The sequence below is a fragment of the Pannonibacter carbonis genome, from assembly GCF_003012935.1.
Classification (GTDB): Bacteria; Pseudomonadota; Alphaproteobacteria; order Rhizobiales; family Stappiaceae; genus Pannonibacter; species Pannonibacter carbonis.
This window is the reverse complement of the sequence record NZ_PUDR01000008.1, coordinates 45,996-69,012: the sequence shown is the minus strand read 5'-3', so window position 1 is coordinate 69,012 and position 23,017 is coordinate 45,996. Positions and strand designations below refer to the sequence as shown.

The window sequence follows — 23,017 nt, the reverse complement described above, 5'->3', positions numbered from 1 at the left end:
ACCCTTCTCATCATTCCAAGGCCGCAGAGCCTAATGAGGCTCGTGCTGCAGCGCAATAGAGGAGGAAAGGTCCGTTGTTAAGCCGGTAAACGGTCTTCCCGGATCAGTTGAGGACCACCAGAGCCCCGTTCAAGGCGCTGGCATAGGCAACCCAGACCGCATAGGGCACGAACAGCAGCGCCGCCAGCCGATCGACAGGCCAGGATGCCCGGATGAACAGGACAATGGTGATCAGCAGCGCCAGAATGATCCCTAAGCCAAAATCCAGCCGGTGCAGCGTGAAGACCACCGGACTCCAGGCGAAATTGAGAACCAGCTGCAAGATCCAAAGCCGGAACGGGGCGGCGGTCAGCCCCAGGGCGCACACCCGCCAGCCAGCCACGGCAATGGCGAAGTAAAGCAGGGTCCAGACCGGCGGGAACAGCCAGTTTGGCGGCGTAAACGACGGCTTCACCAGCCCCGCGTACCACTCGCCCGGCAGATTGGTAGCGCCGATGAACAGGCCGCCGCCGACAACAAGCACGAGGAAACTCAACAGGGAAATGAGGGAGAACCGCGACATCTGCAACTCCTGAAACAGCCCAGTGACACGCATCACTGGCGCAAGTGCACTGGCGCCCTCACGCCGGCAATTCCGCGTCACTTGGCGAAAGATATCAGAGCCGCGCCAACCGGTCCGGATCAGTTCTCGAGCTTTTCAGCCATGACACCGATGGTCTTTACATAGACCTCGGCCCTGTTCCAGTCGCGCAGGACGGCCTCGTTGGCGCTGCCCGGCCCCCAGCCTTCCCCCGGCCGCCAGCCTTTCTGCTTCAGGTAATTGGCGGTGGAGGCGAGAACATCGGGAACCGAACGGATCAGATCACGCTTGCCGTCGCCGTCATAGTCGACGGCATAATTGACATAGGAACTCGGCAGGAACTGCGTCTGGCCAAGCTCGCCGGCCCAGGCACCGCGCATGTCTTCCGGCGACTTGTCGCCTTTTTCGATGATCTTGAGCGCAGCAACGAGTTCGCGCGTGAAGAACTCACTGCGGCGGCAATCGTAAGACAACGTGGCGAGCGAGCGCACGACCTGCATCTTGCCCGATCCCGAGCCGTAGCCGGTCTCCAGTCCCCAGATGGCCAGGATGATCTGCGGCGGCACGCCGTAGTCGCGTTCGATGCGAGAGAACAGGCCACCATACTGGGCCCAGAGGGTCTGACCACGTTTGATCAGCGCGTTGTTGACCCGGCGCTTGTAGAATTCATCGAAACTCAGCTTGAAGGACTTCTGGTTCCGATCAAGCTTGATCACCTGTGCGTCATAGGTGACGCCATTCAAGGCCGCAGAAACGGTGTAGGAACTCAACCCGTGCCTGGACGTGGCCTCCTGCTTGAAAGCCTGCAGCCAGGCTGCAAAGCCACTGGCATCAGAGCCACATTTCGCCGCCAAGGCTGCCGGAGCAGGCAGAACAACCGCAGAAAAAGATGCACCAACAATAAGCGAGCGCAGGGTCTTGCGCATGAGAATAACCTCCGGAGCAGAGAACGTCGTCCCCGGCGAACAGGTCGACCAACTGTTCCTTAGCCAACTATCGGAAAACGGCGCCGGTAAGGCAAAGCTCCCTTATTCTGCCGCATTTCCATCTGTTTAACCGTATCTTGAACAGGATCCCGCCCCGCAAGTGTTCTGCAACTTGTCTGTCACAAAGTGGCATTCTGAACCGGCAAGCCCCAGATCGCCGGTCACGAATGTGGCACAGGGAGGACCGGAATGCGTGCATCTAAACCGCAAATCCAGACGGACTTCGAGCTGGAGCGCTATATTATCGAACATCGTGACCCCCGGGACGAGGCCGCACCGGCTGCCCCGCATCCAGCCGTTCTTGCGATGCGCTATCTCTTCGAGAATGGTCACCTCAGTGCTTGCGGCTTTACCGCTGAACATGCCGGCAAGCTGACCATGGACAACCTCGCCGACATCCAGGCCGGTGCCTTGCAGGCAACGCTGGCAGCCATGCGACATGCGGATCGGACGGCGGAGAGCATCGCAACCCAGCGCGTCAGCTGAGACCAACCTGACCTTACGGCACCCAAAGCATGCTGCAGACATCTTAGTCCTTGGCCTGAAACGGGCATGAGAGCGAGGGTTATGCAGGCGCGTAGCCGGTGCAAACCGTCCGGGTGAAATTGCCGCAGGCAGATTCACCCGCATTTGGTCTTTCCAAGCCTCCTGCGGCTGTGTAGCCATGAGCACTGACGAGGGTCAGTCCTCACGGAGAGATCGCCGCATGTCCCTGGATGCCGATGCCATTGTTGACCGCCGCCGCCTGCGCCGGAAGCTGACCTTCTGGCGGATCGCCGCCTTCGTGATCCTCGCCGTCGCGCTTGGCGCGGCTATTATGGCCGTGACAGGCCTGAACGCGCCCTCGCGGCGCTCGGCTCACATTGCCCGCATTTCAGTCGAGGGTGTCATCCTCGATGACCGGCAGCAGCTCAAGATGATCCGGGACATCTCGGAATCAACGGCTGTGAAGGGCGTGATCCTGTCGATCAACTCTCCAGGTGGCAGCACCACGGGCGGCGAAGCCCTGTATGAAGCGCTGTCAGAACTGGCCAAGAAGAAGCCACTCGTGGCCGAAATCCGCACGGTTGGCACCTCGGCAGGATACATGATCGCGCTCGCCAGTGACCATGTGGTGGCGCGTTACAATTCGATCACCGGCTCGATTGGCGTGCTGTTCCAGTATGGCAACATCGAGAAACTGCTCAGCACTCTCGGCGTCGAGATGGACGCCGTGAAAAGCTCTCCGCTGAAGGCCGAACCGGACTTCTATTCCGCAACAAGCCCGGAAGCCCGTCAGGTGCTCGAGACACTGGTAGGCGACAGCTATGACTGGTTTGTCCGGCTCGTTGCCGACCGGCGCAATCTCGACGATGCCCGTGCCCGGGAACTGGCCAACGGCGCGATCCTCACTGGATACCGCGCAAAGGAGGCCGGCCTGATCGATGCCATCGGCGGCGAGGACACAGCGATTGCCTGGCTGCGCGCCGAAAAGGGCGTCCCCGGCGGATTGCCCATCGTGACATGGAAGGTCCCGTCAGAGCGGGAAAACCTGCCATTCTCGATGCAGATCGGCCGCAGCCTGGGCGAAGGCCTCGCCGGTGCCCTCATCGGGCATCTTTCGGACGCTAAAGGACTGATTTCTCCGAGCCTTACGCTTGACGGACTGGTCTCTGTTTGGCACGCTCCCAACGCGGCAGAGACAGAAGCAAAACGAGGGGGCGGGGAATGATCAAGTCCGAACTGGTTCAGCGCATCGCCGAACAGAACCCGCATCTCTACCAGCGGGACGTCGAGAACATCGTCAACGCCATCCTTGATGAAGTGACCGAAGCGCTGATGCGCGGGGATCGTGTCGAATTGCGCGGCTTCGGTGCCTTTTCCGTCAAGAATCGCCCGGCTCGCGTCGGTCGCAATCCGCGCACCGGCCAGAAGGTCGACGTGGACGAGAAATACGTGCCCTTTTTCAAGACGGGCAAGGAAATGCGGGAACGCCTGAACGACGGCGTTGATCACGGCGAAGACGACGACGACTGATCGTCCGCATTCAAGCGAAAGGCTTCCGACCCGTGACACGCTTCCTGAAGAACATCATCCTGTTCATCATTGCACTTGTGCTGTTGCCGCTGTCTGTTGCCAACCGCCATGGCGTCAACATCTCGCTCAATCCGTTTGATCCGCAAGATCCACGCCTGACCATTACGGATGTGCCGCTGTTCTGGGTAATCTTCGCCGCCATTCTCGTCGGCATCCTGCTCGGCGGTCTCGGTGCCTGGGCCAAACAGGGCAAATGGCGTCGGGAGGCACGGGTGAAGCGCAGCGAAGCCGACAAGTGGCATCGGGAGGCAGATCAACTGCGTGCAGTCGTGGCAGACAAGTCGACAACGACCGGTGGCCCTGCCCTGCCCGCCCCCGGCAAGGACAGTCGCGCTGCCTGAAGGCCGCAATCCACCGGCCCTTGAACTGCGCGCGCCCTTCAACTGTTGAGCCTTAGCTGCCGGTTGCGTCGTCGGCCTCCGGCGTGATCCACCCAAGCACCGCGCCCGACGGATCTCGAACGATGGCGAGGCGCCCGGCACCAGGAGCTTCAAAGGGCGGACGGATCAGCTCGGCGCCGGCCTGTACGGCCTGCCCCACTCGTGCATCGACGTCATCGACGGCGAGGTAGGAAAACCAGTGCTCCGGCAGGCCATCAAAGTCCGGGCTGGTCATGGTGAAGATGCCGGCAACGGGGCAGCCGTCCATCATGGCGACCCAATAGACGCCATCTTCCATCGGGATCTCCGAGAAGGCCCAGCCCAAGGTGGCGCCATAGAACATGCGCGCCCTTTCCGGATCGCGCGTGTTCAACTCATTCCAGTGAAAATGCCCATGTCTTGTCATGATGCCCTCACGGCGAACAGCGTTTGACGACCTCGCTGACAATGCCAGCATGTTCCCGTGAAATCTACGGAGGAAGCGCGCTTGGCGTGAAGCATCTCCGTATCAGGACTTGCCGCCGGATACTGGCGGACGGTAGCCAGGTAACGTCCAGCCACGTGCGATGGCCCCTGCCCGCAGGACAAAAGCGGCTGCGGCACCGATGATGGCCGCCGGCCAGAGGGCAAGCCCGAGCACAGTCAACACGACAAAGACCGTGGAACCGATCACAGCTGCGGAAATATACAACTCCGGCTTAACGATGGCCGAGGGATCGCCCACCACGACATCCCGCAGAACCCCGCCGAACGTAGCCGTGAGCACACCCATCAGGACGGCGACAACCGGCATGTCGGAGACTGACAGAGCCTTTGCCGATCCCATCACGCAATAGGCAGCCAGCCCTATCGCATCGGCCCAGCGCAGCGGCTTGCCCCAGCTCTCGACGACATGGGCGCCGAACCACATCAGGATGCTGACGCCGAAGCAGACAAGCAGATAGCCTTCTGACTTCGTCCAGAACACCGGCACACCGAGCATCAGGTCGCGCAACGTACCACCGCCGATACCGGTCATGGTGGCAAAGAAGAGGAACGCGATAAGGTCCATATTCTTGCGTGAGGCGACGATTGCCCCAGTCACCGCGAACACGGCAACGCCGAGATAATCCAGCACCTGCAGGAAATTCAGCAGCGGGTCGATTGGCAAGCCCAGTGTCAGATCCATGGTCAATCTCGATTTGGCACAGCTGGATACGCATGACGGTATCACAGCAGCGGTGCACTGTCCGGCGCCAGACGACAAACAAAAATCCCGGCGCGAAGAGCCTCGCGCCGGGACCGATCTAAACTGAAAGAACAGTTCAGCCGAGCATGTTGCGCTTGGCAAGCGTGCGCAGGCGCAAGGCGTTCAGCTTGATGAAGCCGGCCGCGTCTTTCTGGTCATAGGCGCCCTGGTCATCCTCGAAGGTGACCAGCTTGTCGGAGTAGAGGGACTTCGGGCTCTCGCGGCCGATGACCATGACATTGCCCTTGTAGAGCTTCAGCGTCACTTCGCCCTCGACGTGCTCCTGGCTCTTGTCAATGAGAGCCTGGAGCATCTCGCGCTCCGGCGAGAACCAGAAGCCGTAATAGATCAGCTCGGCATAGCGCGGCATGATCTCGTCCTTGAGATGCGCAGCGCCACGGTCCAGCGTGATCGATTCCATGGCCCGGTGGGCGGTGAGCAGGATGGTGCCACCCGGGGTCTCGTAGACGCCACGGCTCTTCATGCCGACGAAACGGTTCTCGACGAGATCAAGACGGCCGATGCCGTTGTCGCGGCCATAGTCATTGAGCTTGGCCAGCAGCGTTGCCGGAGACAGACGCTCGCCGTTGATCGACACGGCGTCGCCGCGCTCGAAGCCGATCTTGATGACGGTGGCCTTATCCGGGGCAGCTTCCGGAGAGATCGTGCGCATGTGCACGTATTCCGGGGCTTCCATAGCCGGGTCTTCAAGCACCTTGCCCTCGGAGGACGAGTGCAGCAGGTTGGCATCGACGGAGAACGGCGCCTCGCCCTTCTTGTCCTTGGCCACCGGAATCTGGTGCTTCTCGGCGAAGTCCAGGAGGTCGGTGCGGCTCTTGAAGGTCCAGTCACGCCACGGCGCGATGATCTTGATGTCCGGATTGAGCGCATAGGCCGACAGCTCGAAGCGAACCTGGTCGTTCCCCTTGCCGGTCGCACCATGGGCAATCGCGTCCGCGCCGGTCTTCTTGGCGATCTCGATCAGATGCTTGGAAATCAGCGGGCGGGCGATGGATGTACCCAGCAGGTAGACGCCTTCATAGACGGCGTTGGCGCGGAACATCGGGAACACGAAGTCGCGGACGAATTCCTCGCGCACGTCCTCGATGAAGATTTCCTTGATGCCCAGCATCTCGGCCTTCTTGCGCGCCGGTTCCAGTTCTTCGCCCTGGCCGAGGTCGGCGGTAAAGGTCACCACTTCGGCGCCCAGCTCCGTCTGGAGCCACTTCAGGATGATGGAGGTGTCGAGGCCGCCGGAATAGGCAAGCACGACCTTCTTGATGTCGCCATGGGCCATGAGAAATGTCCGATGCTGTTCTGCGAAAGATTTGGCCGTCCGAAACCAGGTTCGAATGCCATCAAAACCGCCGGCACTCTAGTCAGGACCGTGCGCAGTGGAAAGTCCTTTTGTAAGGCGGCTTCACCTTGTTCGGAAATGGAATGCATCGCCGCGAATCAGCCGCTTGCAGGCATTCGGGGGCAGATGTATTTTCCGCCGCCGCCTTGTGGGGAGGCGCTCGTTGCCTCCCTGCAGCTTCAGGCGCCTTTGCCACAAGGGTGACCCATGCGTTTCATCGCTTCCTGCCTTCTGCTCCTTGGAATTCTCGCCGCCCCTGCCCTCCCCGTGGTCGCCGGCGACCTGTCCGCCAAGCGCGGCCCAGCCGAACCGTTCAGCTTCGACGCCGTGATCGATCAGGCAAAGGCACTTGGTGCCAAGCCCTATGTCGAAACGCGCACGCGTGCTGCCGAGACGCTGGAAAAGATCGACTTTGATGCGCACTGGAAGATCCGCTTCGATGCAGACGAGACCGTGAAGATCTCAGAGACGGCTCCGGTGCAGTTCTTCCACCTTGGCCGCTACTTCAAGCAGCCGGTCAGGATCTACGAGGTCAACAGCGGTGTTGCCCGCGAGATTCTCTATGATCCGAGCTACTTCGCCAGCCCGGACGACAGCCCGGCCCGTGATCTGCCGGCAGATATCGGCTTTGCCGGTTTCCGCATCATGCGCGGCGATCTGAAGACCGACTGGATCTCCTTCCTCGGCGCGTCCTACTTCCGCACCGACGGCCAGTCCAACCAGTACGGCCAGTCCGCCCGCGGCCTGGCGCTCAACACCGGCATGTCGCAGCCGGAAGAGTTCCCGCGCTTCACCTCGTTCTGGCTCGCGCCGGGCGAGAATGCCGACGAGACCATGATCCTTTACGCACTGCTCGACAGCCCGAGCGTTGCTGGCGCCTACAAGATGACCATGCGCAACGCCGATGGCGAAGGTCAGACCATCGACATCGACAGCCGCCTGTTCTTCCGCGCCCCCGTTGAACGCCTTGGGATCGCTCCGCTGACCAGCATGTACTGGTACTCGGAGACCAACCGCTCGATGGGCCTCGACTGGCGTCCGGAGGTGCATGACACCGACGGCCTGTCCATCGTCATGGAAAATGGCGAGCAGATCTGGCGTCCGCTGAACAACCCGAAGGGCCTGCGCACCTCGACCTTCCAGGCGTCCAACCTGAAGGGCTTTGGCCTTGCCCAGCGTGACCGAGCTTTCGTCAACTATGAAGACGATGGCGTGTTCTACGACAAGCGTCCGTCGGTGTGGATCGAGCCGCAGGCTCCGTTCGGTGAAGGCGCTGTCCAGCTGGTCGAAATCCCGACCGACGACGAGATCTACGACAACATCGTTGCCTACTTCCTGCCGAAGACCCTGCCGGTCGCCGGCGAGGAGCGGCGCTTTGCCTATCGCATGTACTGGAAGGACCACCATCCGCTTCCGGGCGTGGGTTCGCGCACGGTTGCAACCCGCGTCGGCCAGGGCGGTGTCCCGGGCCAGCCGCGCCCGGCAGACCAGATCAAGGTGTCCATCGACTTCGAAGGTCCGGCTCTCAAGGGCCTCGGCCAGAGCGATGGCGTGAAGCCAGTTGTGGAACTGTCGCGCGGCGAAGCCATCAACCCGTATCTGCTGCCGGTTGTCGGAACCGACCGCTGGCGCCTGATCTTCGACGCCAAGGTTGCCGATCACGACCCGATCGAAGCCCGCGTCTACCTGAAGAAGGGTGACGATGTGGTCAGCGAAACCTGGCTTGGCCAGATCACGCATGAACTGGTCGCGCGCCTGCAGTAAATCACCTTGCTGCCGATTTGGAACCAAGAGAAAGGACCGGTTATAGCCGGTCCTTTTTCTTTCAAGGGCCTTGCAGGGTTAGAGATGGTCAGCTGAAAGGATAGCAAGTACCTAGCGCCAGACCCCACACCTATGTGAGCGAAATCGAACAGAAACGAACATGTTCACAATGTTCGCTATAGTGAAATAGATGCAGAATATCGAAACAATCTTTCCTTTACCTAACGAACAACCCGCAACCGCGCAAGCCGATAAAATTGAACAACAACTTCCGTTGCGCCACTGAAGACCGAGAACTTTAGACATTTATTAAAGCAACAGGCGCTTAGTGGATTCAACAGTCCCGAAGCAGGACAGGTTGGGAACAGAAAAATGGCATTTTCGCTTGCACGGCTGAGCATCCGGATTCCCGCAGCGCTCGTCGGCTGCGCCCTGGCAACCGGCGCACTCATCGGCGTTCTGTCCTACCAGAGCAGTTCAAGTGAACTGCTCAAGGCATCGGAAGTCAAACTCGAGGCCCTGGCGGAAGCCCGGAAGGCCGAACTGGCGCAGTATCTGGGCAGTATCGTCGAAGACCTGTCCGTCATCAGCCGCAGTCCGATGGTCTCGCAGGCACTGCTTGCTTATGACGATGCATGGAAACAACTTGGTGAAAATCCGCATGCAACGCTGCAGAAGGCCTATATCGAGGACAATCCGAACCCGACCGGGGAAAAAGACGCCCTGATGAGTGCCGGGACGAGCGCCTATGATACAGTTCACGGCACTTACCATCCCTGGCTGCGCGACTTCCTCAAGACCCGCGGCTACTATGACATCTTTCTGTTCAACCAGTCGGGAGATCTGATCTACACGGTCTTCAAGGAACTGGACTACGCGACCAACCTGAACACCGGCACTTGGAAAGAGAGCGATCTCGGCAACGCGTTCCGGGCTGCTGCCATGTCGCCGGCCGGGACCGCAGCTTTCTTCGACTTCCAAGGCTACGGCCCCAGCAACGGGGCCCAGGCCAGTTTTATCGCAACTCCCGTCTTTCGCGATGGGGAGCGGATTGGCGTGCTTGCCTTCCAGATGCCGGTTGATCGCCTGAACAGCATCATGGGCCAGGCTGGTGGACTTGGGGTCAGTGGTGAGACCATCCTGATTGGCGCAGATGGACGGTTCCGGGCGGACTCAGCCAAGTCGCCCGAGGTGAACGATATCCAGGTGACTGAACTCAGTGGCGACATTATTGCTGCCGGCATCTCCGGCAAGACCGCCGCCGGCGAGTTGACCGGGTACCGTAACGCGACTTTTGTTGCCGCTGTCACGCCACTTGAATTCCAGGGCACGAACTGGGCCATCGTCGCCGTTCAGGATTATGACGAGGTGACCGCGCCAGCACGGCAACTGCGCAACCAGATCCTGTTTATCTTCGCCGGCGCTGCCGTCGTTGTGGCGCTGGTTGGCCTGTTCATCGCCCGTGGCATTGTTCGGCCTATCCAGGGGCTGGTGCGCGATGCCTCCGAGCTTGCCGGCGGCAATGTCGACGTCGACTTCACGGCAGCAAGCCGCAAGGACGAAATCGGCGATATTGCCCAGGCCATCGCCGGCTTCCGCGATACCGTGGCCGAACAAGCGCGTCTTGCTGCCGCCGAAGCGCGCGAGCAGGAAGAACGCCTGGCACGGCAGAAGCGGATCGAGGACCTGCTCGACCAGTTCCGCTTCCAGTCAGAGGAAATGCTTGGATCTGTGGCCTCCAACATGCAGCAGATGCAGACAACGGCACAGAACCTGATCCGGATCTCGACCTCAGCCGCAGCGACCGCAGGCAATGCAGCGGACGCGACAACAACGGCGTCGGAGAACGTGCAGGTCGTCGCATCCGCAGCCGAGGAGCTTTCCGCTTCGATTTCCGAGATCGGTGGCCGCGTCAACGAGACAACCCTTGTCATCCGTGATGCGACGCAGCAGGCCATCGAGAGCAACGAGAAGATGAACAATCTCGCCACGGCCGCGCAACGAATCGGGGAAGTTGTCGACCTTATTCGCGCCATCGCCGAACAGACCAACCTTCTTGCCCTGAATGCCACGATTGAGGCCGCCCGTGCCGGGGAAGCTGGCCGTGGCTTTGCGGTCGTTGCCGCCGAAGTCAAGGAACTGGCCAACCAGACCTCCAAGGCTACCGAGGAAATCAGCGGCCAGGTCTCTGAAATCCAGTCCTGGACCGGTGACGCTGTTCGCGCCATCAGCGGCATTGCCGAAATCATGGACAAGGCAAACCAGTACACCAGCTCGATTGCCGCCGCCGTACAGGAACAGGACGCAGCCACGCGGGAAATCAGCCGCAGCGCAAGCGACACCTCCAGCAGCACGGTGGCCGCAGCCCGCAACATGAACGAAGTGACCAGTTCGGTGGCGGAAACCCGAACCTGTGCCAACGAAGTCGACACGGCATCCGGCTCTGTAGCCGGTCGGGTCGATCAGCTTGGCCATCTGGTAAGTTCGTTCCTGCGCAACGTCGCAGCAGCCTGACCGCGACCGATCGGATGAATGACAGAGGCCGGCGCATCGCGTCGGCCTTTGACCACTGACAACCCGCGTTTGCTTCCTGGATCTCGCTCGGTCTCATCAAGCTGAGGCAAGTAGACGCTGGCCTTCAGTTCCAGAGGCGCCTCAGGTGTACGCCTTGATCATCAGGGAAACGGCGTCATCGACGATGGCCTGCATCGTTGCACGGTCAGGCGCGCCGCCCGTCATGAGGTAGGGATAGAACCCACGCGCCTTGATCAGGCCCATGAACTGGGTCGCAGCAAGCTCGGGCGTGCCCTGCGTCAGCGCACCGTCGGCGAAGGCTGCGTCCATGAATGCGCCAAAGGCGCGCATCTTGTCGACCTGCTGGGCAAACTCGGCCGCGAGCGCCGGATGACGGATGGTTTCGCCCATCAGCATCCGCGCCATGCGCATGAAACAGGGATCGATCAGGAGATTTCCTTCGGCCCAGCCGAGACGCAACAGCTGCGTCCTGAAGTCTTCACCCGGAACATAAACCACATCAAGCGCCGCAAGCATGCGGTCCGTCAGACAATCGATGATGGCCCGGAACAGCACGTCCTTGCTGGCGAAGTGATTGTAGACCGTGCGCTTGGACACGGCGGCACGATCGGAGATGCGGTCCATGCTGGCCCCGGCAAATCCCCGTTCCTGAAACTCCGCAATCGCTGCCTCGATGATCTGCTTGCGCTTCTGGTCGCTGACAGAAAGGCCCTGACTCTCGCTCATGGGGCTTTGATCTCAAAAAATGCACCCTATGTAAACTCGGGAGTTTACAGATGGCTCGGACCGGATGTAAACTGCACCGTGTAGTTTACTCCTTCAGCCAGGTTTTAGCCACGGGAGACGTGACATGGCAATTTCCCTAACCTTGAACGGGGAGGCGCGCGTTATCGACGCGGATCCAGAGACGCCCCTTCTCTGGATCCTGCGCGACACACTCGGTCTTACTGGAACGAAATTCGGCTGCGGCGTTGCCCAGTGCGGTGCCTGTACCATTCATCTCGATGGCACCCCGGTCCGCTCCTGCCAGACCTTCCTCGGTGACGCGGAAGGGGCCAACATCACGACGATCGAAGGCATTGAATCGCCGGCTGCGGCCGCCATCCGCGCGGCCTGGACGGAACTCGACGTGCCGCAATGCGGCTATTGCCAGTCCGGGCAGATCATGGCCGCAACTGCTCTTCTGACCGAAACGCCAAAACCGACCGATGAGGACATCGACGCGGCCATGGACGGCAATGTCTGCCGCTGCGCCACCTATGCCCGGATCCGCAGCGCCATCCATCTCGCTGCCGAAAAGCTGGAGGGCTGATCCATGCTGCACCATCTGACAAGTCCGATCGCCGCTGCCACCCCGTCCCGCCGCACCTTCCTCAAGCTGACCGCTGGCGCTGCCGGCGGCCTGCTGCTTGCCCTGCGACTTCCCGGCAGCCCGGCAAAAGCCGCAACTGGCGACAGTCTCGTGCAACCTTTCCTCCACATCCGTGCCGATGGCAGCGTGATGGTGTTGTCAAAACACCTCGACAAGGGCCAGGGCATTGCCACAGGCCTTGCCACGCTGGTTGCCGACGAACTGGATGCCGCCTGGGATCAGGTCCAGGTCGAATTCGCACCGGCCAATGCGGAGGTCTACAAGAACCTCTTCTTCGGCATGCAGGGCACGGGCGGCTCCACCGCCATCGCAAATTCCTTCCAGCAATATCGCCAGGCGGGGGCAACCGCGCGCGCCATGCTCATTGCCGCTGCGGCCAAGGCCTGGTCGGTTCCGGCCGGCGAGATCACCGTCAGCGCGGGCAATCTCAGCCATGCCTCGGGCAAGTCTGCAGGATTTGGCGAGATGGCCGGCCTCGCGTCCGCCGAGCCAGTTCCGGCCGAAGCACCGCTCAAGACGCCCGACCAGTGGGTCTATATCGGCAAATCGTTCCCGCGCCTGGATACGCGCAGCAAGACGACCGGCGCTGCCGGCGTCTACGGCATGGACCAGCGCTTCGACAACATGCTGGTTGCCGTCCTTGCCCGGCCGAACCGCTTCGGCGGCACAGTGGCCAGCTTCGATGACAGCGCCGCACGGGCAGTCGACGGGGTCAGTGATATCATTGGCCTGCCCAGCGGTGTCGCCGTTCTGGCAAAGGACACCTGGTCCGCCATGCAGGGACGCGACGCACTGAGCGTCACCTTTGACGACAGCGCAGCCGAAATGCGCTCAAGTGACGAAATGGCAAAGGAACTGGCCGAACTGACTGCCCAGCCCGGCCTCAAGGCCCACGGCGAGGGCGACGCCGAAGCCGCGCTTGCCGGCGCTGCCAAGGTCATCGAAGCCGACTACAGCTTCCCCTTCCTTGCCCATGCACCGATGGAGCCGCTGGATATCACCGTGCTGTTCGACGGCAGCACGGCGACCTTCTGGACCGGGGCCCAGTTCCAGACCATCGACCAGATGGTCGCAGCCCAGGTCCTCGGCCTCACCCCGGACAAGATTGCCATCAACACCCTATGGGCAGGCGGTTCGTTCGGTCGCCGCGCCCAGCCGGACAGCCACTATTTTGCCGAGGCTGCCCTTCTGGCGAAGGCCTGGCTCGACAAGGGCAATGCGCCCCGTCACTTGAAGATTGTCTGGACCCGCGAGGATGACATCAAGGGCGGCTACTATCGTCCCATGATGGCGCACAAGGTTCGCGTCGGCCTCGATGCCGAAGGCCGGATCGTCGGCTGGAATCATCGGGTTGCCGGCAAGTCGATCATGATCGGTACGGCCTTCGAGTCTTTCGTCGTCAAGAACGGCGTTGATGAGACCAGCGTCGAGGGACTTGGCAACACCCCTTACGCGCTGGAAAACCTGCATGTCGAGGTCCACAACGCCAAGACCGCAGTGCCTGTCCTGTGGTGGCGATCGGTCGGCCACACTCACACGGCCTATGTCATGGAAACGATGCTGGACCGGGTCGCCCGGGAAGCCGGCAAGGACCCGGTCGCCTATCGCGAGGAGCTGCTGAAGAACGACCCGCGCAAGCTGGCGGTGCTGAAGCTGACGGCAGAGAAAGCGGGCTGGGGTACTCCCTTGGCCGAGGGCCGTTTCCGTGGTGTCGCCGTGCACAAGTCATTCAACAGCTACGTGGCAGAGATCGCAGAAATCTCGTTCCGGGATGACGGAACGGTGAAAGTGGAAAAGGTCGTCTGCGCTGTCGACTGCGGCGTGCCGGTCAATCCGGACAACATCAAGGCCCAGATCGAAGGCGGCATCGGTTATGGCCTTGGTGCCATCCTGCGCAACGAGATCACGCTGACGGCGGGCGAAGTGGACCAGTCAAACTTCGACAGCTATCTGCCGCTGCGCCTGACGGACATGCCACAGATCGAGGTCCACATCATCCCCTCGACGGAGGCCCCGACCGGCATCGGCGAACCTGGAACGCCGCCCATCGGCCCGGCCGTTGCCAATGCGATTGCTGCGGCACGTGGCGAGTGGGTGACAAACCTGCCGTTCTCCCGCAGCGGTCTGGCCTGAAAGAGAAGAGGCCGCCCAATGGGCGGCCTCAGACCTGTTGTCACGCAACTCCGTAAGATCAGGCCGCACCGTCCAGCGCGTCGCGGTCTTTCTTGCGCATCCGCTCCGATGCTGATTTCAGCTGACCGCAGGCGGCAAAGATATCGCGGCCGCGCGGCGTGCGGATCGGAGAGGCATAACCGGCTCGGTTGACGATGTCGGCGAAATGCTCGATGCGCTCCCAGTCCGAGCACTCGTATTCAGAGCCCGGCCAGGGATTGAACGGGATCAGGTTGATCTTCGCCGGAATACCAGCCAGCAGCCGCACCAGTTCGCGTGCGTCCGCATCGCTGTCATTGACGCCCTTGAGCATCACATATTCGAACGTGATGCGTTTGGCATTGGACAGCCCCGGATAGCGGCGGCAGGCGTCCAGAAGATCCTTGATCGGCCACTTCTTGTTGATCGGTACAAGCACGTCGCGCAGGTCATCGCGGACAGCATGGAGCGAAATCGCCAGCATGCAGCCGATTTCGTCACCCGTGCGGGCAATTTCCGGCACCACGCCGGAGGTCGACAACGTAATCCGGCGCTTGGACAGGGACAGACCATCACCGTCAGACGCGATCAGAAGTGCCTGTTTCACATTGTCGAAATTATAGAGCGGCTCACCCATGCCCATCATGACCACATTGGTCACCAGCCGGCCTTCGGAGGGGACGATGGCACCCTGCGGTGTCGCCGCATCCGGGAAATCGCCAAGGCGGTCGCGCGCGATCAGCACCTGCGACAGGATCTCTTCCGAGGTCAGGTTGCGGACCATCTTCTGGGTGCCGGTATGGCAGAAGGTACAGGTCAACGTGCAGCCAACTTGAGAGGAAACGCAGAGCGTGCCGCGCCCTTCTTCCGGAATGTAGACCGTTTCAATCTCGACAGGGCGACCTGCGCCACGCGGCGGAAAGCGAAACAGCCACTTGCGGGTGCCGTCGACCGAGATCTGCTCGGACACGATTTCCGGCCGTGCAATGCTGAAATGATCATCGAGCGTGACACGCAGGTCCTTGGCGATGTTGGTCATCTGACCAAAGTCGGAGGCGCCGCGCACATAAAGCCAATGCCACAGTTGCTGCGCTCGCATCTTGCGCTGGCGCTCGGGAATGTCGATCGAGGCCATTGCCTCAGCAAGGCCAGCGCGATCAAGCCCGATGAGCGTCGGCTTCTCCGGGGCGGCAACAAGGTTCGCCGCCATGGCGGCAGATGCCGGCCGGGAAATGTCTGCGCGCTGCGCAAGGTCAAGCGTGATCGCCATGTCGGTCGCTTCTGTCCTGCTTCAAGGGATAGGGCGCATCCCGCCACCTGGGCACCTGCGCCGCGCGGCTTCCGAAGGAAAGTCCCGCGCATCAAACAAAAATGGCGCGGCATCCTCACGGAGCCACGACCTTTACAAGGGAAGAACCACAAAACCGAGAGAAAATCAACCAGCCTGCCGACACGGGAGCACCAGTCCCGGAGCGAGAGCAGCCCCTCCGGAACAAACCAGGTGCAATCCCAGACGGGCCCATGCAAGGGCCCGCAGGAAAGTAATGTCAGCGACAGGCCTTGGCGGCCGTGTCAACGGAAGCGGAAACGCCTGCCAGCGAGAATTCATAGCTGGTTGCAGTCCCACGCGCCGACTGGGCCTTGATCAACATTTTCTTGCCAGCCTTCATCGCCGCTATGAGCTGCTGCTCTGCTGCTGCGTTTTCCACCCAGGCGCCATCGCCCTTGGTGAACATGTTGAAGGTCTTTCCATCAATATCGACCACCGCCGGCGTCCCTTCCTTCAAGGGATAACCAACCTGAAAGCTCGGCTCATTGGCCACACCTTCAGCCTTGCGGGTCGAAACGAAGAAGAACACTTCTCCGTGATTGCGGTCGCTTGGCGCCATCACCTTCGGCCGCGTCAGCGCGAAGCAGACCTTGCCGCCTCCGCTTGAATGCGTGAAAGCTGCCCAATCCCGAGTCGGTTCACCCAGCGGCGTCGGGGCCTGGGCGAAGGCGGCAGCACCGGACAGGGCCAGGAACAGACCGGCGGTAACCAGTGTACGTGCTTGCATCATCTCCACACCGTTTCCTTGCGCGTTATTCGCTTCGATTTTATTCAAACGCCTACCGGCTTATAAACAGTGGCTTAAGCCTACCTTAAAGACGGTTACGAAAGGGTTGAAAGCCAATCTCACGGATGGCGCTTGTCGTCGCAGTCGGTATTATTGGCTCCCAATTCGAGCACGCTGGCTGCATAAATCGGGCGAGAGTGTGACGTCAAAACCGGTTACACCGGCAAGCACGCACGCAAAACACAAGGTCTGGGAGTGAAGTCTGCGGTGATTCAGGCGCAGTATTTTTCAAAACTGATCGAACAGGTTGCGCAGTCTCAGGATCAAGCTGCATTTGCCGAGTTGTTCGATCACTTCGCGCCGCGCATCAAGGGATACCTGATGCAACTGGGCAGCGATGCGGCCACGGCCGAGGAAATCGCGCAGGAGGCGATGGTTATCTTGTGGCGTAAGGCTGCGCTGTTCGATGCCTCCAAAGCCTCGGCAAGCACCTGGCTGTTCCGTATCGCCCGCAATCGCCGCATTGACGCTCTTCGCCGTCAGAAGTCCGGGGCCCTGGACGCGGAAGACCCGTCACTGCATCCTGTGGCCCCTGAAGATGCCGATGTCCAGATGGACGCCGGACTGCGGGAAGAGCGGGTCAGGGCAGCCATCAGCCAGTTGCCTGAGAACCAGCGCGAAGTTGTGCGGCAGGCGTTTTTCCTGGGTCTGTCGCACAGCGAAATTGCCGAGCAGACCGGCCTGCCGCTCGGAACCGTCAAGTCCCGTATCCGCCTTGCCTTTGCCCGGCTGCGGCAACTGCTCGAGGCCGATGCCGCCGTCGATATCGACTGAAGGCTACCGGCACTGTGCCGGCCAGCTTCGTACAGGTATCTGACCTATTCCACCGGATCGCCGGAACTGCCTGCCCCGCCGCCGCGCTCCCATCCCGGCACCTGCCGACCGCTGCGAAAAATGGGGCCACCATGGGCATGAGCCGCCCTGTCACCCTTCGGCCCGCCTGAGGCAACCGGCCGATCAGCGTAGCGGCCGAGGGCACGGTGCCGGTCATAGAGAACAATAGCCCCGGCAGTCGCCACGTTGATGCAGAACTTGGTCGGGATCCGGATCACATGGTCACAACGGGCAAGCATCGCCGAGGACAGCGAGCCCCGCTCCGGCCCCAGCACATAGGCCGCCCTCAAGGGATGCATGAAGCTCGGCAGGTCAATGGCATCGTCGGTCAGTTCAACGCCAACCAGCTGGCATTTTGCCGGCAAGTCCATCATCTCCACGGTGTCCCAGGCGAACAAGGGGAGATGATCCGGGCTGTTCGATGTGTCCGAGCGCGGCGCACGCCGGATCGCGGGTCCTGCATCAACGGTGAAAAAGAAACTGGCGCCAAAGGCGTGGGCCGAGCGCATCAGGTTGCCGAGGTTCATCCGTTTCGACAGGCCTTCCGCCCCTACTGCAAAATATCCACGCATCGCCGGCTGCTTCCCTGCTTCCCTGATTGCGGCACATGTCACACTCACGTGACCCGCCTTGTTCGTGCGGCCTGTTTGCCTGACGTTCCGGATCGGTTCAAGCGCAGCCTCGTTATCTTTTGCAACGCGGAATCTTTCCGCAGGGCCCGGGCCATGCTAGGCAATACGCTACGTTATTCGGGAATTCCGGGGGGAAATGATCGTGAAAGCCGTTTTGTGCCGCAGCCTTGGACCGGCATCCAGCCTGACACTCGAAACGCTGGACGATCCTCATCCGGGACCAGGTGAGGTCAAGGTCCGCGTGAAGGCTTTCGCGCTCAATTTTTTCGACACGCTGATCATCGAGGGCAAGTACCAGATCCGGCCGGAACTGCCGTTTTCTCCGGCTGCCGAGTTTTCCGGCATTGTCGAGGCAATCGGCGACGATGTTGACCGGTTCCGCCCGGGCGACCCGGTGATCGGCTACGTGCGCTTTGGGGCCGCCCGCGAGTTTGTCATCGCCATCGAAGATGATCTCGTTCCGATGCCGGACGGAATTTCTTTCGAGGCAGCTGCAGGCCTTTCGGTGACATACGGCACAACACTGCATGCCTTCCGGGACCGGGCAAAACTGCAGGAGGGCGAGACGGTCGCCGTCCTGGGCGCAGCCGGCGGTGTCGGGCAGGCCGCCATCGAAATCGCCAACATCATGGGGGCCCGGGTGATCGCCTGCGCATCCTCCGACGACAAGCTGGCCTTCGCCCGCAGCCTCGGCGCCCATGAGACCATCAACTATGCAAACGAACCGCTGAAGGAAAGGCTCAAGGCCCTGACCAGTGGTATGGGGGCTGACGTCGTCTATGACCCGGTTGGCGGCGACATGGCGGAACAGGCACTGCGCGCCACTGCGTGGGAAGGCCGTTATCTGGTCGTCGGCTTTGCCGCTGGCGAAATCCCGAAGATCCCGCTGAACCTCGTCATGCTGAAGGGCTGCGATGTCCAGGGCGTGTTCTGGGGCGAAGCGATCATCCGCGACCCGGAAGGCCACTGGTCAAACATGACGCAGATCCTCGACTGGGTCCGCCAGGGCAAACTGAAGCCGCATATCCACGCGATCTATCCGATGGACCGGACTGCGGAAGCGATCCAGGAGATCGCCGACCGCAAGGTACGTGGCAAGATCATCGTCAGGCCCTGAGGCGGGACAAACGCCCGCTCAGGCTTCCAGGACGGCGATCACAGGCACGTGGTCCGAGGGCTTTTCCCAGCCCCGCGCCTCGCGCAGAACAATGGTTTCCTTCAACGCACCCGCGAGCGGGCGCGAAAGCCAGACATGGTCAAGCCGGCGCCCCTTGTCCGCCGCATTCCAGTCCTTGGCCCGGTAGCTCCACCACGTATAGAGCTTGTCGGACATCGGCACGATCTGGCGCATGGCATCAACCCAGTCCCCGCCGGTGCGAATGGCCTCGAACAACTCCGTCTCGACCGGCGTGTGCGACACAACTTTCAACAGTGCCTTGTGTGACCAGACATCATGCTCATAGGGCGCGACATTGAGATCGCCTACGACGACCGCAGGACGACTGGCCTCACCATCAACCAGCCAGGCCCGCATCTCGGCCATGAAGTCGAGCTTGTGACCGAACTTGTCGTTGATCTCGCGGTCAGGTTCGTCGCCGCCGGCCGGAACGTAGAAATTATGCACCCGGACCTGATCCTCGCCAAAAGGCACAGTGACGGCCAGATGCCGCGCATCGCCCTTGCCGCAGAAGTCACGGCGTTCAAGGTCCGACAGCGGGCGCTTCGAGACAATCGCCACACCGTGGTAGCCCTTCTGCCCGTTGATTGCGAGATGCTCGTAGCCGAGCTTGCGGAAAGCTCCCTCCGGAAAGTTCGCGTCTGGACATTTGGTTTCCTGCAGGCACAGGACATCCGGCGCCTGCTCGTTCAGGAACTTCTCGACAATCGGCATGCGCAGACGCACGGAATTGATGTTCCAGGTGGCAATCGTCAGGCGGTCGGTCATGGGCGAATCCGGAAAATCAGGCAGGAGTGTCATTCATATGCGGCTTGCCCGGGCAAGCCTAGAGCGTTTTCCAGGCCCTGGGCCGGCGTCAGCCCATGATGTCCAGCGGCGGACGATAGCCAGGCAACGCACGGATCCGGTCGAGCCAGGCCATCACCGCCGGCCACGCGTTCATGTCGAGACCGACATCGTCGCCATACAGGAGATAAGCGCCCAACGAGAGATCCGCGATGGTCGGGTGCCCCAGCAGGAAGGCGCGCGAGGCAAGTTCGCGCTCCATCCGATCGAGATCTACCCGGGCCGTCTCTTCAAACCAGCGCACCAGGGCAGGATCACCGCTGTCGTCAAACCGGCGATACCAGCGCAGGTTCGGGTAGGACCGGCCGATCCGGTTCGCCTCCCAGAACAGCCACGACGTGATCGCGGTCCAACCCGCCTCATCTTCGGCCCCGAGTACGCCAGTCTGCCGCGACAAGTGCAGGAGCAGGGCGTTCGACTGCGCCAGGTTCTGGCCGTTCTGGACCAAAACCGGCACCTCGCCGAACGGCGATACGCTTCGGAAATCAGCCGGACGCGCATCTCGGGGCTGGCTGATATCGATCGCGACATAGTGATGCGGCACCCCGGCCATCAGCAGCAACAGGCGAACCTTGAAGGAATGCCCCGAATTCAACGCGCCATACAGTGTGATGCCATCCATTTCCATTCTCCCGCGCCCTGTCCCCAAGGGCCAGTTGGATCCAGACAAGACCACACCGACGTGCCGATCACAAATGCCCCATTCCCGCCACGATTTCTCTACGGTCCGTTAGGGAATTTGCCGCATTTTGAGGGTCGATTTTTGTATTTCGTTAACCTGAGGGGTTCCCGTGCTCGCGTTCCCGCGCCGTCTGGCCGTCTTCCTGCTGACCTTCTCGCTCACAGCCTGCGCGTCCTATGAGGACAGGGACCCTGTGCCATCGGATTTCCCGATCCACGGCATCGACATCTCCCGCTGGCAGGGCGATATCGACTGGCACACCGTGCGCAAGGCCGGCACTCAGTTCGCCTTTATCAAGGCGACAGAGGGCGGCGATTTCCTCGATCCGAAATTCGTGGAAAACTGGAACGCGGCCAAAGCCGCCGGCGTGCCGCGCGGCGCTTACCATTTCTATTACTTCTGCCGGCCGGTTGAGGACCAGATCGCCTGGTTCATCCAGAACGTTCCGGTCGATCCTACAGCCCTGCCACCGGTCCTGGACATGGAGTGGAACGGCGAATCCAAGAACTGCCGGATCCGTCCGCCGCAGGGCAAGATTGTCGCCGAAATGACCCTCTTCCTCGATGCGCTGCAGGCACATTATGGCAAGCGTCCCATCGTCTACACAACCGTCGACTTCCACCGCGAAATCCTTGTCGGGCACTTTACCGCACATGACTTCTGGATCCGCTCGGTGGCGCGGCACCCGATGCACATGTACTCGAAGCGGGACGACTGGGTGTTCTGGCAATACACCGCCAAAGGCCAGGTCCCCGGCATCAAGGGTGATGTCGACCGTAACGTCTTCTTCGGTACCAAGCGACAGTGGCAGCAATGGCTGCGCGGCGAGTTGCCGAACCCGTGACGTGAGCCACAATATGATCGCGAACAAAAACGCCCGGCTTTCCGGGCGTTTTCCTTGAGGCGAGTTATCAATCCTCGAGGCGGGTGACGCCTTCCCGGCCGGAGCAGGAGGCAAAAGCACCAGCAACCGTCAGGCCCTCCCTGATCACCGCATCAGGCCAGATATCGGCGAGCGGCACCAGCACAAAGGCCCGCTCGGCCATGCGCGGATGCGGGATGGTCAGCTCGGGATGATCGAGCTTGGTGTCTTCATACAACAGCACGTCGATATCAATGAGACGCGGCCCCCAGCGCACATCCCGCACCCGCCCCATCTGCTTCTCTACCGCCAGACAGCGGCGCAGCAGATCGACCGGCGCGAGCGTCGTCTCGATGACAAGGCAGATATTGCGATAATCATCCTGCGGCACCGGTCCCCACGGCGGCGTCCGGTAGGCCGGAGAAACATCGCGGACCCGGATACCGGGAGTGGTATCAATAAGGGCAATGGCCCGGGCAAGATTGGCCTTTGGATCGCCCATATTTGAGCCAAGGCCCAGCGCCGCGCGCTGCCAGGCGCCCGCAACATGCGTCAATGCCCTGTCCTCACTGGTTCGCCAGCAAATGCCTCGCGCCGCATGGCAGCCTGAATGGCGAGCGCCTCGACATGCGGCCGCACATCATGCACCCGCACAATCACCGCCCCCCGCTCGGAAGCCAGGAGATGCACGGCTAGCGAACCAAACAGCCGCTCCCCGGTCGGAACGTCCAGAACGGCACCGATCATGCGCTTGCGCGATGCGCCCGCAAGGACGGGCAATCCATGGCGGGCAAGGTGATCAAGGCGGTTTAGGACAAGATAGTTCTGGTCCATCGTCTTGCCGAAACCAAAGCCCGGATCAAGAATCTGCCGTTCACGCGGGATCCTGGCGCGCGCTGCCATCTCCATCGAGCGCTCGAAAAAGCGGTCCATGTCCGAAAGGATGTCGATGGACGCATCGGCCTCAAGCCGATTGTGCATCATTACCACCGGGACGCCCGCCTCGGCCACCACATCAGCCATGGCAGGATCTTTCTGCAGGCCCCAGACATCATTGACAAGGGCAGCGCCCAGCGCACAGGCCCTGCGGGCAATTGCGGCCTTATAGGTGTCGATGGAAACGGGGACCCCGAGCGCGATCACAGGCTCCAGAACCGGTTCCAGCCGCGCCCACTCGGCTGTTTCATCGACGGCAGCAGCCCCCGGCCGGGTGCTCTCGGCACCGATGTCGATGATGTCAGCGCCTTCGGCGATCATTGCCCTGGCATGCGCCAGGGCCGCTTCGGCCGCCTCGTGACGGCCGCCGTCGGAAAAGGAGTCCGGTGTGACATTGAGTATGCCCATGACATGGCAGCGATCGCCAGCCGAGGGCAGGATGTATTGTTTATGCGCCATTACCGAGTGGTTCCTCAAAGGCCCCGCGACCGCCAGGACAGGC

At 61.4% G+C, this 23,017-nt stretch carries 24 protein-coding genes; 11 read left to right on the top strand and 13 right to left on the bottom strand.

The genetic code is table 11. The features are described 5' to 3' along the window. Window positions 1-103: 103 nt before the first annotated feature. Together C8348_RS12485 and C8348_RS12480 are read right to left on the bottom strand one after the other, a co-directional pair. Complete coding sequence (locus tag C8348_RS12485; protein WP_106753676.1) at window positions 104-562, bottom strand: TspO/MBR family protein; 459 nt, start codon at window positions 560-562, stop codon at window positions 104-106. Window positions 563-681: 119 nt separating this feature from the next. Next, the gene (locus C8348_RS12480; protein WP_106753675.1) at window positions 682-1,506 is read right to left on the bottom strand and encodes a lytic murein transglycosylase; all 825 of its coding nucleotides are present in this window, start codon (window positions 1,504-1,506) and stop codon (window positions 682-684) included. Window positions 1,507-1,755: 249 nt separating this feature from the next. On the opposite strand from C8348_RS12480, the gene C8348_RS12475 reads away from it, so the two are divergent. The 4 genes from C8348_RS12475 (at window position 1,756) to C8348_RS12460 (ending at window position 3,983) form a co-directional block, all read left to right on the top strand. Further along, window positions 1,756-2,052 carry a hypothetical protein gene (locus C8348_RS12475; RefSeq protein ID WP_106753674.1) on the top strand — a complete coding sequence of 99 codons (297 nt, stop codon included), beginning with the start codon at window positions 1,756-1,758 and terminating at the stop codon, window positions 2,050-2,052. A gap of 220 nt (window positions 2,053-2,272) precedes the next feature. Beyond that, on the top strand, window positions 2,273-3,277 hold the full coding sequence (gene sppA, locus C8348_RS12470; protein ID WP_106753673.1) for a signal peptide peptidase SppA: 1,005 nt from the start codon (window positions 2,273-2,275) through the stop codon (window positions 3,275-3,277). After that, window positions 3,274-3,582: an integration host factor subunit beta gene (locus tag C8348_RS12465; RefSeq protein WP_106753672.1), complete on the top strand. Its 309-nt coding sequence runs from the start codon at window positions 3,274-3,276 to the stop codon at window positions 3,580-3,582. The genes sppA and C8348_RS12465 overlap by 4 nt, the downstream gene beginning before the upstream one ends. A gap of 32 nt (window positions 3,583-3,614) precedes the next feature. Continuing rightward, the gene (locus C8348_RS12460) at window positions 3,615-3,983 is read left to right on the top strand and encodes a lipopolysaccharide assembly protein LapA domain-containing protein (RefSeq protein ID WP_106753671.1); all 369 of its coding nucleotides are present in this window, start codon (window positions 3,615-3,617) and stop codon (window positions 3,981-3,983) included. 52 nt (window positions 3,984-4,035) lie between these two features. Here C8348_RS12460 and C8348_RS12455 read toward each other — a convergent pair whose 3' ends face one another. The 3 genes from C8348_RS12455 to C8348_RS12445 form a co-directional block, all read right to left on the bottom strand. Continuing rightward, on the bottom strand, window positions 4,036-4,428 hold the full coding sequence (locus C8348_RS12455; protein ID WP_106753670.1) for a VOC family protein: 393 nt from the start codon (window positions 4,426-4,428) through the stop codon (window positions 4,036-4,038). A 102-nt stretch (window positions 4,429-4,530) separates the two neighbouring features. Beyond that, complete coding sequence (locus C8348_RS12450) at window positions 4,531-5,190, bottom strand: trimeric intracellular cation channel family protein (RefSeq protein WP_106753669.1); 660 nt, start codon at window positions 5,188-5,190, stop codon at window positions 4,531-4,533. Between the two features lie 136 nt (window positions 5,191-5,326). Continuing rightward, window positions 5,327-6,547 carry an argininosuccinate synthase gene (locus tag C8348_RS12445; protein ID WP_106753668.1) on the bottom strand — a complete coding sequence of 407 codons (1,221 nt, stop codon included), beginning with the start codon at window positions 6,545-6,547 and terminating at the stop codon, window positions 5,327-5,329. A gap of 267 nt (window positions 6,548-6,814) precedes the next feature. Between C8348_RS12445 and C8348_RS12440 the strand changes: the two genes are divergently transcribed. Both C8348_RS12440 and C8348_RS12435 read left to right on the top strand, forming a co-directional pair. Further along, window positions 6,815-8,371: an OpgD/OpgG family glucan biosynthesis protein gene (locus C8348_RS12440; RefSeq protein WP_106753667.1), complete on the top strand. Its 1,557-nt coding sequence runs from the start codon at window positions 6,815-6,817 to the stop codon at window positions 8,369-8,371. A 372-nt stretch (window positions 8,372-8,743) separates the two neighbouring features. Further along, entirely contained in the window at window positions 8,744-10,885 is a 2,142-nt protein-coding gene (locus tag C8348_RS12435; RefSeq protein ID WP_106753666.1) for a methyl-accepting chemotaxis protein, read from the top strand. 141 nt (window positions 10,886-11,026) lie between these two features. Here the strand turns inward: C8348_RS12435 and C8348_RS12430 are convergent, their stop codons facing one another. Next, window positions 11,027-11,632 carry a TetR/AcrR family transcriptional regulator gene (locus tag C8348_RS12430; RefSeq protein ID WP_106753665.1) on the bottom strand — a complete coding sequence of 202 codons (606 nt, stop codon included), beginning with the start codon at window positions 11,630-11,632 and terminating at the stop codon, window positions 11,027-11,029. Window positions 11,633-11,756: 124 nt separating this feature from the next. On the opposite strand from C8348_RS12430, the gene C8348_RS12425 reads away from it, so the two are divergent. Together C8348_RS12425 and C8348_RS12420 are read left to right on the top strand one after the other, a co-directional pair. Beyond that, a complete protein-coding gene (locus C8348_RS12425) occupies window positions 11,757-12,218 on the top strand; it encodes a (2Fe-2S)-binding protein (RefSeq protein WP_106753664.1) in 462 nt (153 codons plus the stop codon). A 3-nt stretch (window positions 12,219-12,221) separates the two neighbouring features. Next, window positions 12,222-14,411: a xanthine dehydrogenase family protein molybdopterin-binding subunit gene (locus C8348_RS12420; RefSeq protein WP_106753663.1), complete on the top strand. Its 2,190-nt coding sequence runs from the start codon at window positions 12,222-12,224 to the stop codon at window positions 14,409-14,411. Between the two features lie 58 nt (window positions 14,412-14,469). Here C8348_RS12420 and rlmN read toward each other — a convergent pair whose 3' ends face one another. Then, on the bottom strand, window positions 14,470-15,699 hold the full coding sequence (gene rlmN / locus C8348_RS12415) for a dual-specificity RNA methyltransferase RlmN (RefSeq protein WP_106753662.1): 1,230 nt from the start codon (window positions 15,697-15,699) through the stop codon (window positions 14,470-14,472). A 277-nt stretch (window positions 15,700-15,976) separates the two neighbouring features. Further along, window positions 15,977-16,534 carry an invasion associated locus B family protein gene (locus C8348_RS12410; protein WP_208983725.1) on the bottom strand — a complete coding sequence of 186 codons (558 nt, stop codon included), beginning with the start codon at window positions 16,532-16,534 and terminating at the stop codon, window positions 15,977-15,979. Between the two features lie 207 nt (window positions 16,535-16,741). Between C8348_RS12410 and C8348_RS12405 the strand changes: the two genes are divergently transcribed. Beyond that, window positions 16,742-17,320 (top strand): sigma-70 family RNA polymerase sigma factor, encoded by a 579-nt coding sequence (locus C8348_RS12405; protein ID WP_279629394.1) that lies wholly within the window; start codon window positions 16,742-16,744, stop codon window positions 17,318-17,320. A 44-nt stretch (window positions 17,321-17,364) separates the two neighbouring features. Here the strand turns inward: C8348_RS12405 and C8348_RS12400 are convergent, their stop codons facing one another. Continuing rightward, entirely contained in the window at window positions 17,365-17,952 is a 588-nt protein-coding gene (locus C8348_RS12400; RefSeq protein ID WP_106753660.1) for an RNA methyltransferase, read from the bottom strand. A 202-nt stretch (window positions 17,953-18,154) separates the two neighbouring features. On the opposite strand from C8348_RS12400, the gene C8348_RS12395 reads away from it, so the two are divergent. Then, window positions 18,155-19,129, top strand: a complete 975-nt coding sequence (locus C8348_RS12395; protein WP_106753836.1) for an NADPH:quinone oxidoreductase family protein — start codon at window positions 18,155-18,157, stop codon at window positions 19,127-19,129. A gap of 18 nt (window positions 19,130-19,147) precedes the next feature. On the opposite strand, the gene xth is transcribed toward C8348_RS12395, so the two are convergent. Together xth and C8348_RS12385 are read right to left on the bottom strand one after the other, a co-directional pair. Beyond that, the gene (gene xth, locus C8348_RS12390; protein ID WP_106753835.1) at window positions 19,148-19,957 is read right to left on the bottom strand and encodes an exodeoxyribonuclease III; all 810 of its coding nucleotides are present in this window, start codon (window positions 19,955-19,957) and stop codon (window positions 19,148-19,150) included. Window positions 19,958-20,045: 88 nt separating this feature from the next. After that, window positions 20,046-20,657, bottom strand: a complete 612-nt coding sequence (locus C8348_RS12385; protein WP_106753659.1) for a glutathione S-transferase family protein — start codon at window positions 20,655-20,657, stop codon at window positions 20,046-20,048. Between the two features lie 169 nt (window positions 20,658-20,826). Here C8348_RS12385 and C8348_RS12380 point away from each other — a divergent pair, with 169 nt between their 5' ends. Continuing rightward, on the top strand, window positions 20,827-21,561 hold the full coding sequence (locus tag C8348_RS12380) for a glycoside hydrolase family 25 protein (RefSeq protein ID WP_106753658.1): 735 nt from the start codon (window positions 20,827-20,829) through the stop codon (window positions 21,559-21,561). A 67-nt stretch (window positions 21,562-21,628) separates the two neighbouring features. On the opposite strand, the gene folK is transcribed toward C8348_RS12380, so the two are convergent. Both folK and folP read right to left on the bottom strand, forming a co-directional pair. Further along, on the bottom strand, window positions 21,629-22,135 hold the full coding sequence (gene folK / locus C8348_RS12375; RefSeq protein ID WP_279629393.1) for a 2-amino-4-hydroxy-6-hydroxymethyldihydropteridine diphosphokinase: 507 nt from the start codon (window positions 22,133-22,135) through the stop codon (window positions 21,629-21,631). Further along, entirely contained in the window at window positions 22,132-22,974 is an 843-nt protein-coding gene (gene folP / locus C8348_RS12370; RefSeq protein WP_198647033.1) for a dihydropteroate synthase, read from the bottom strand. Before folP ends, folK begins: the two co-directional genes overlap by 4 nt. Window positions 22,975-23,017 lie beyond the last annotated feature (43 nt).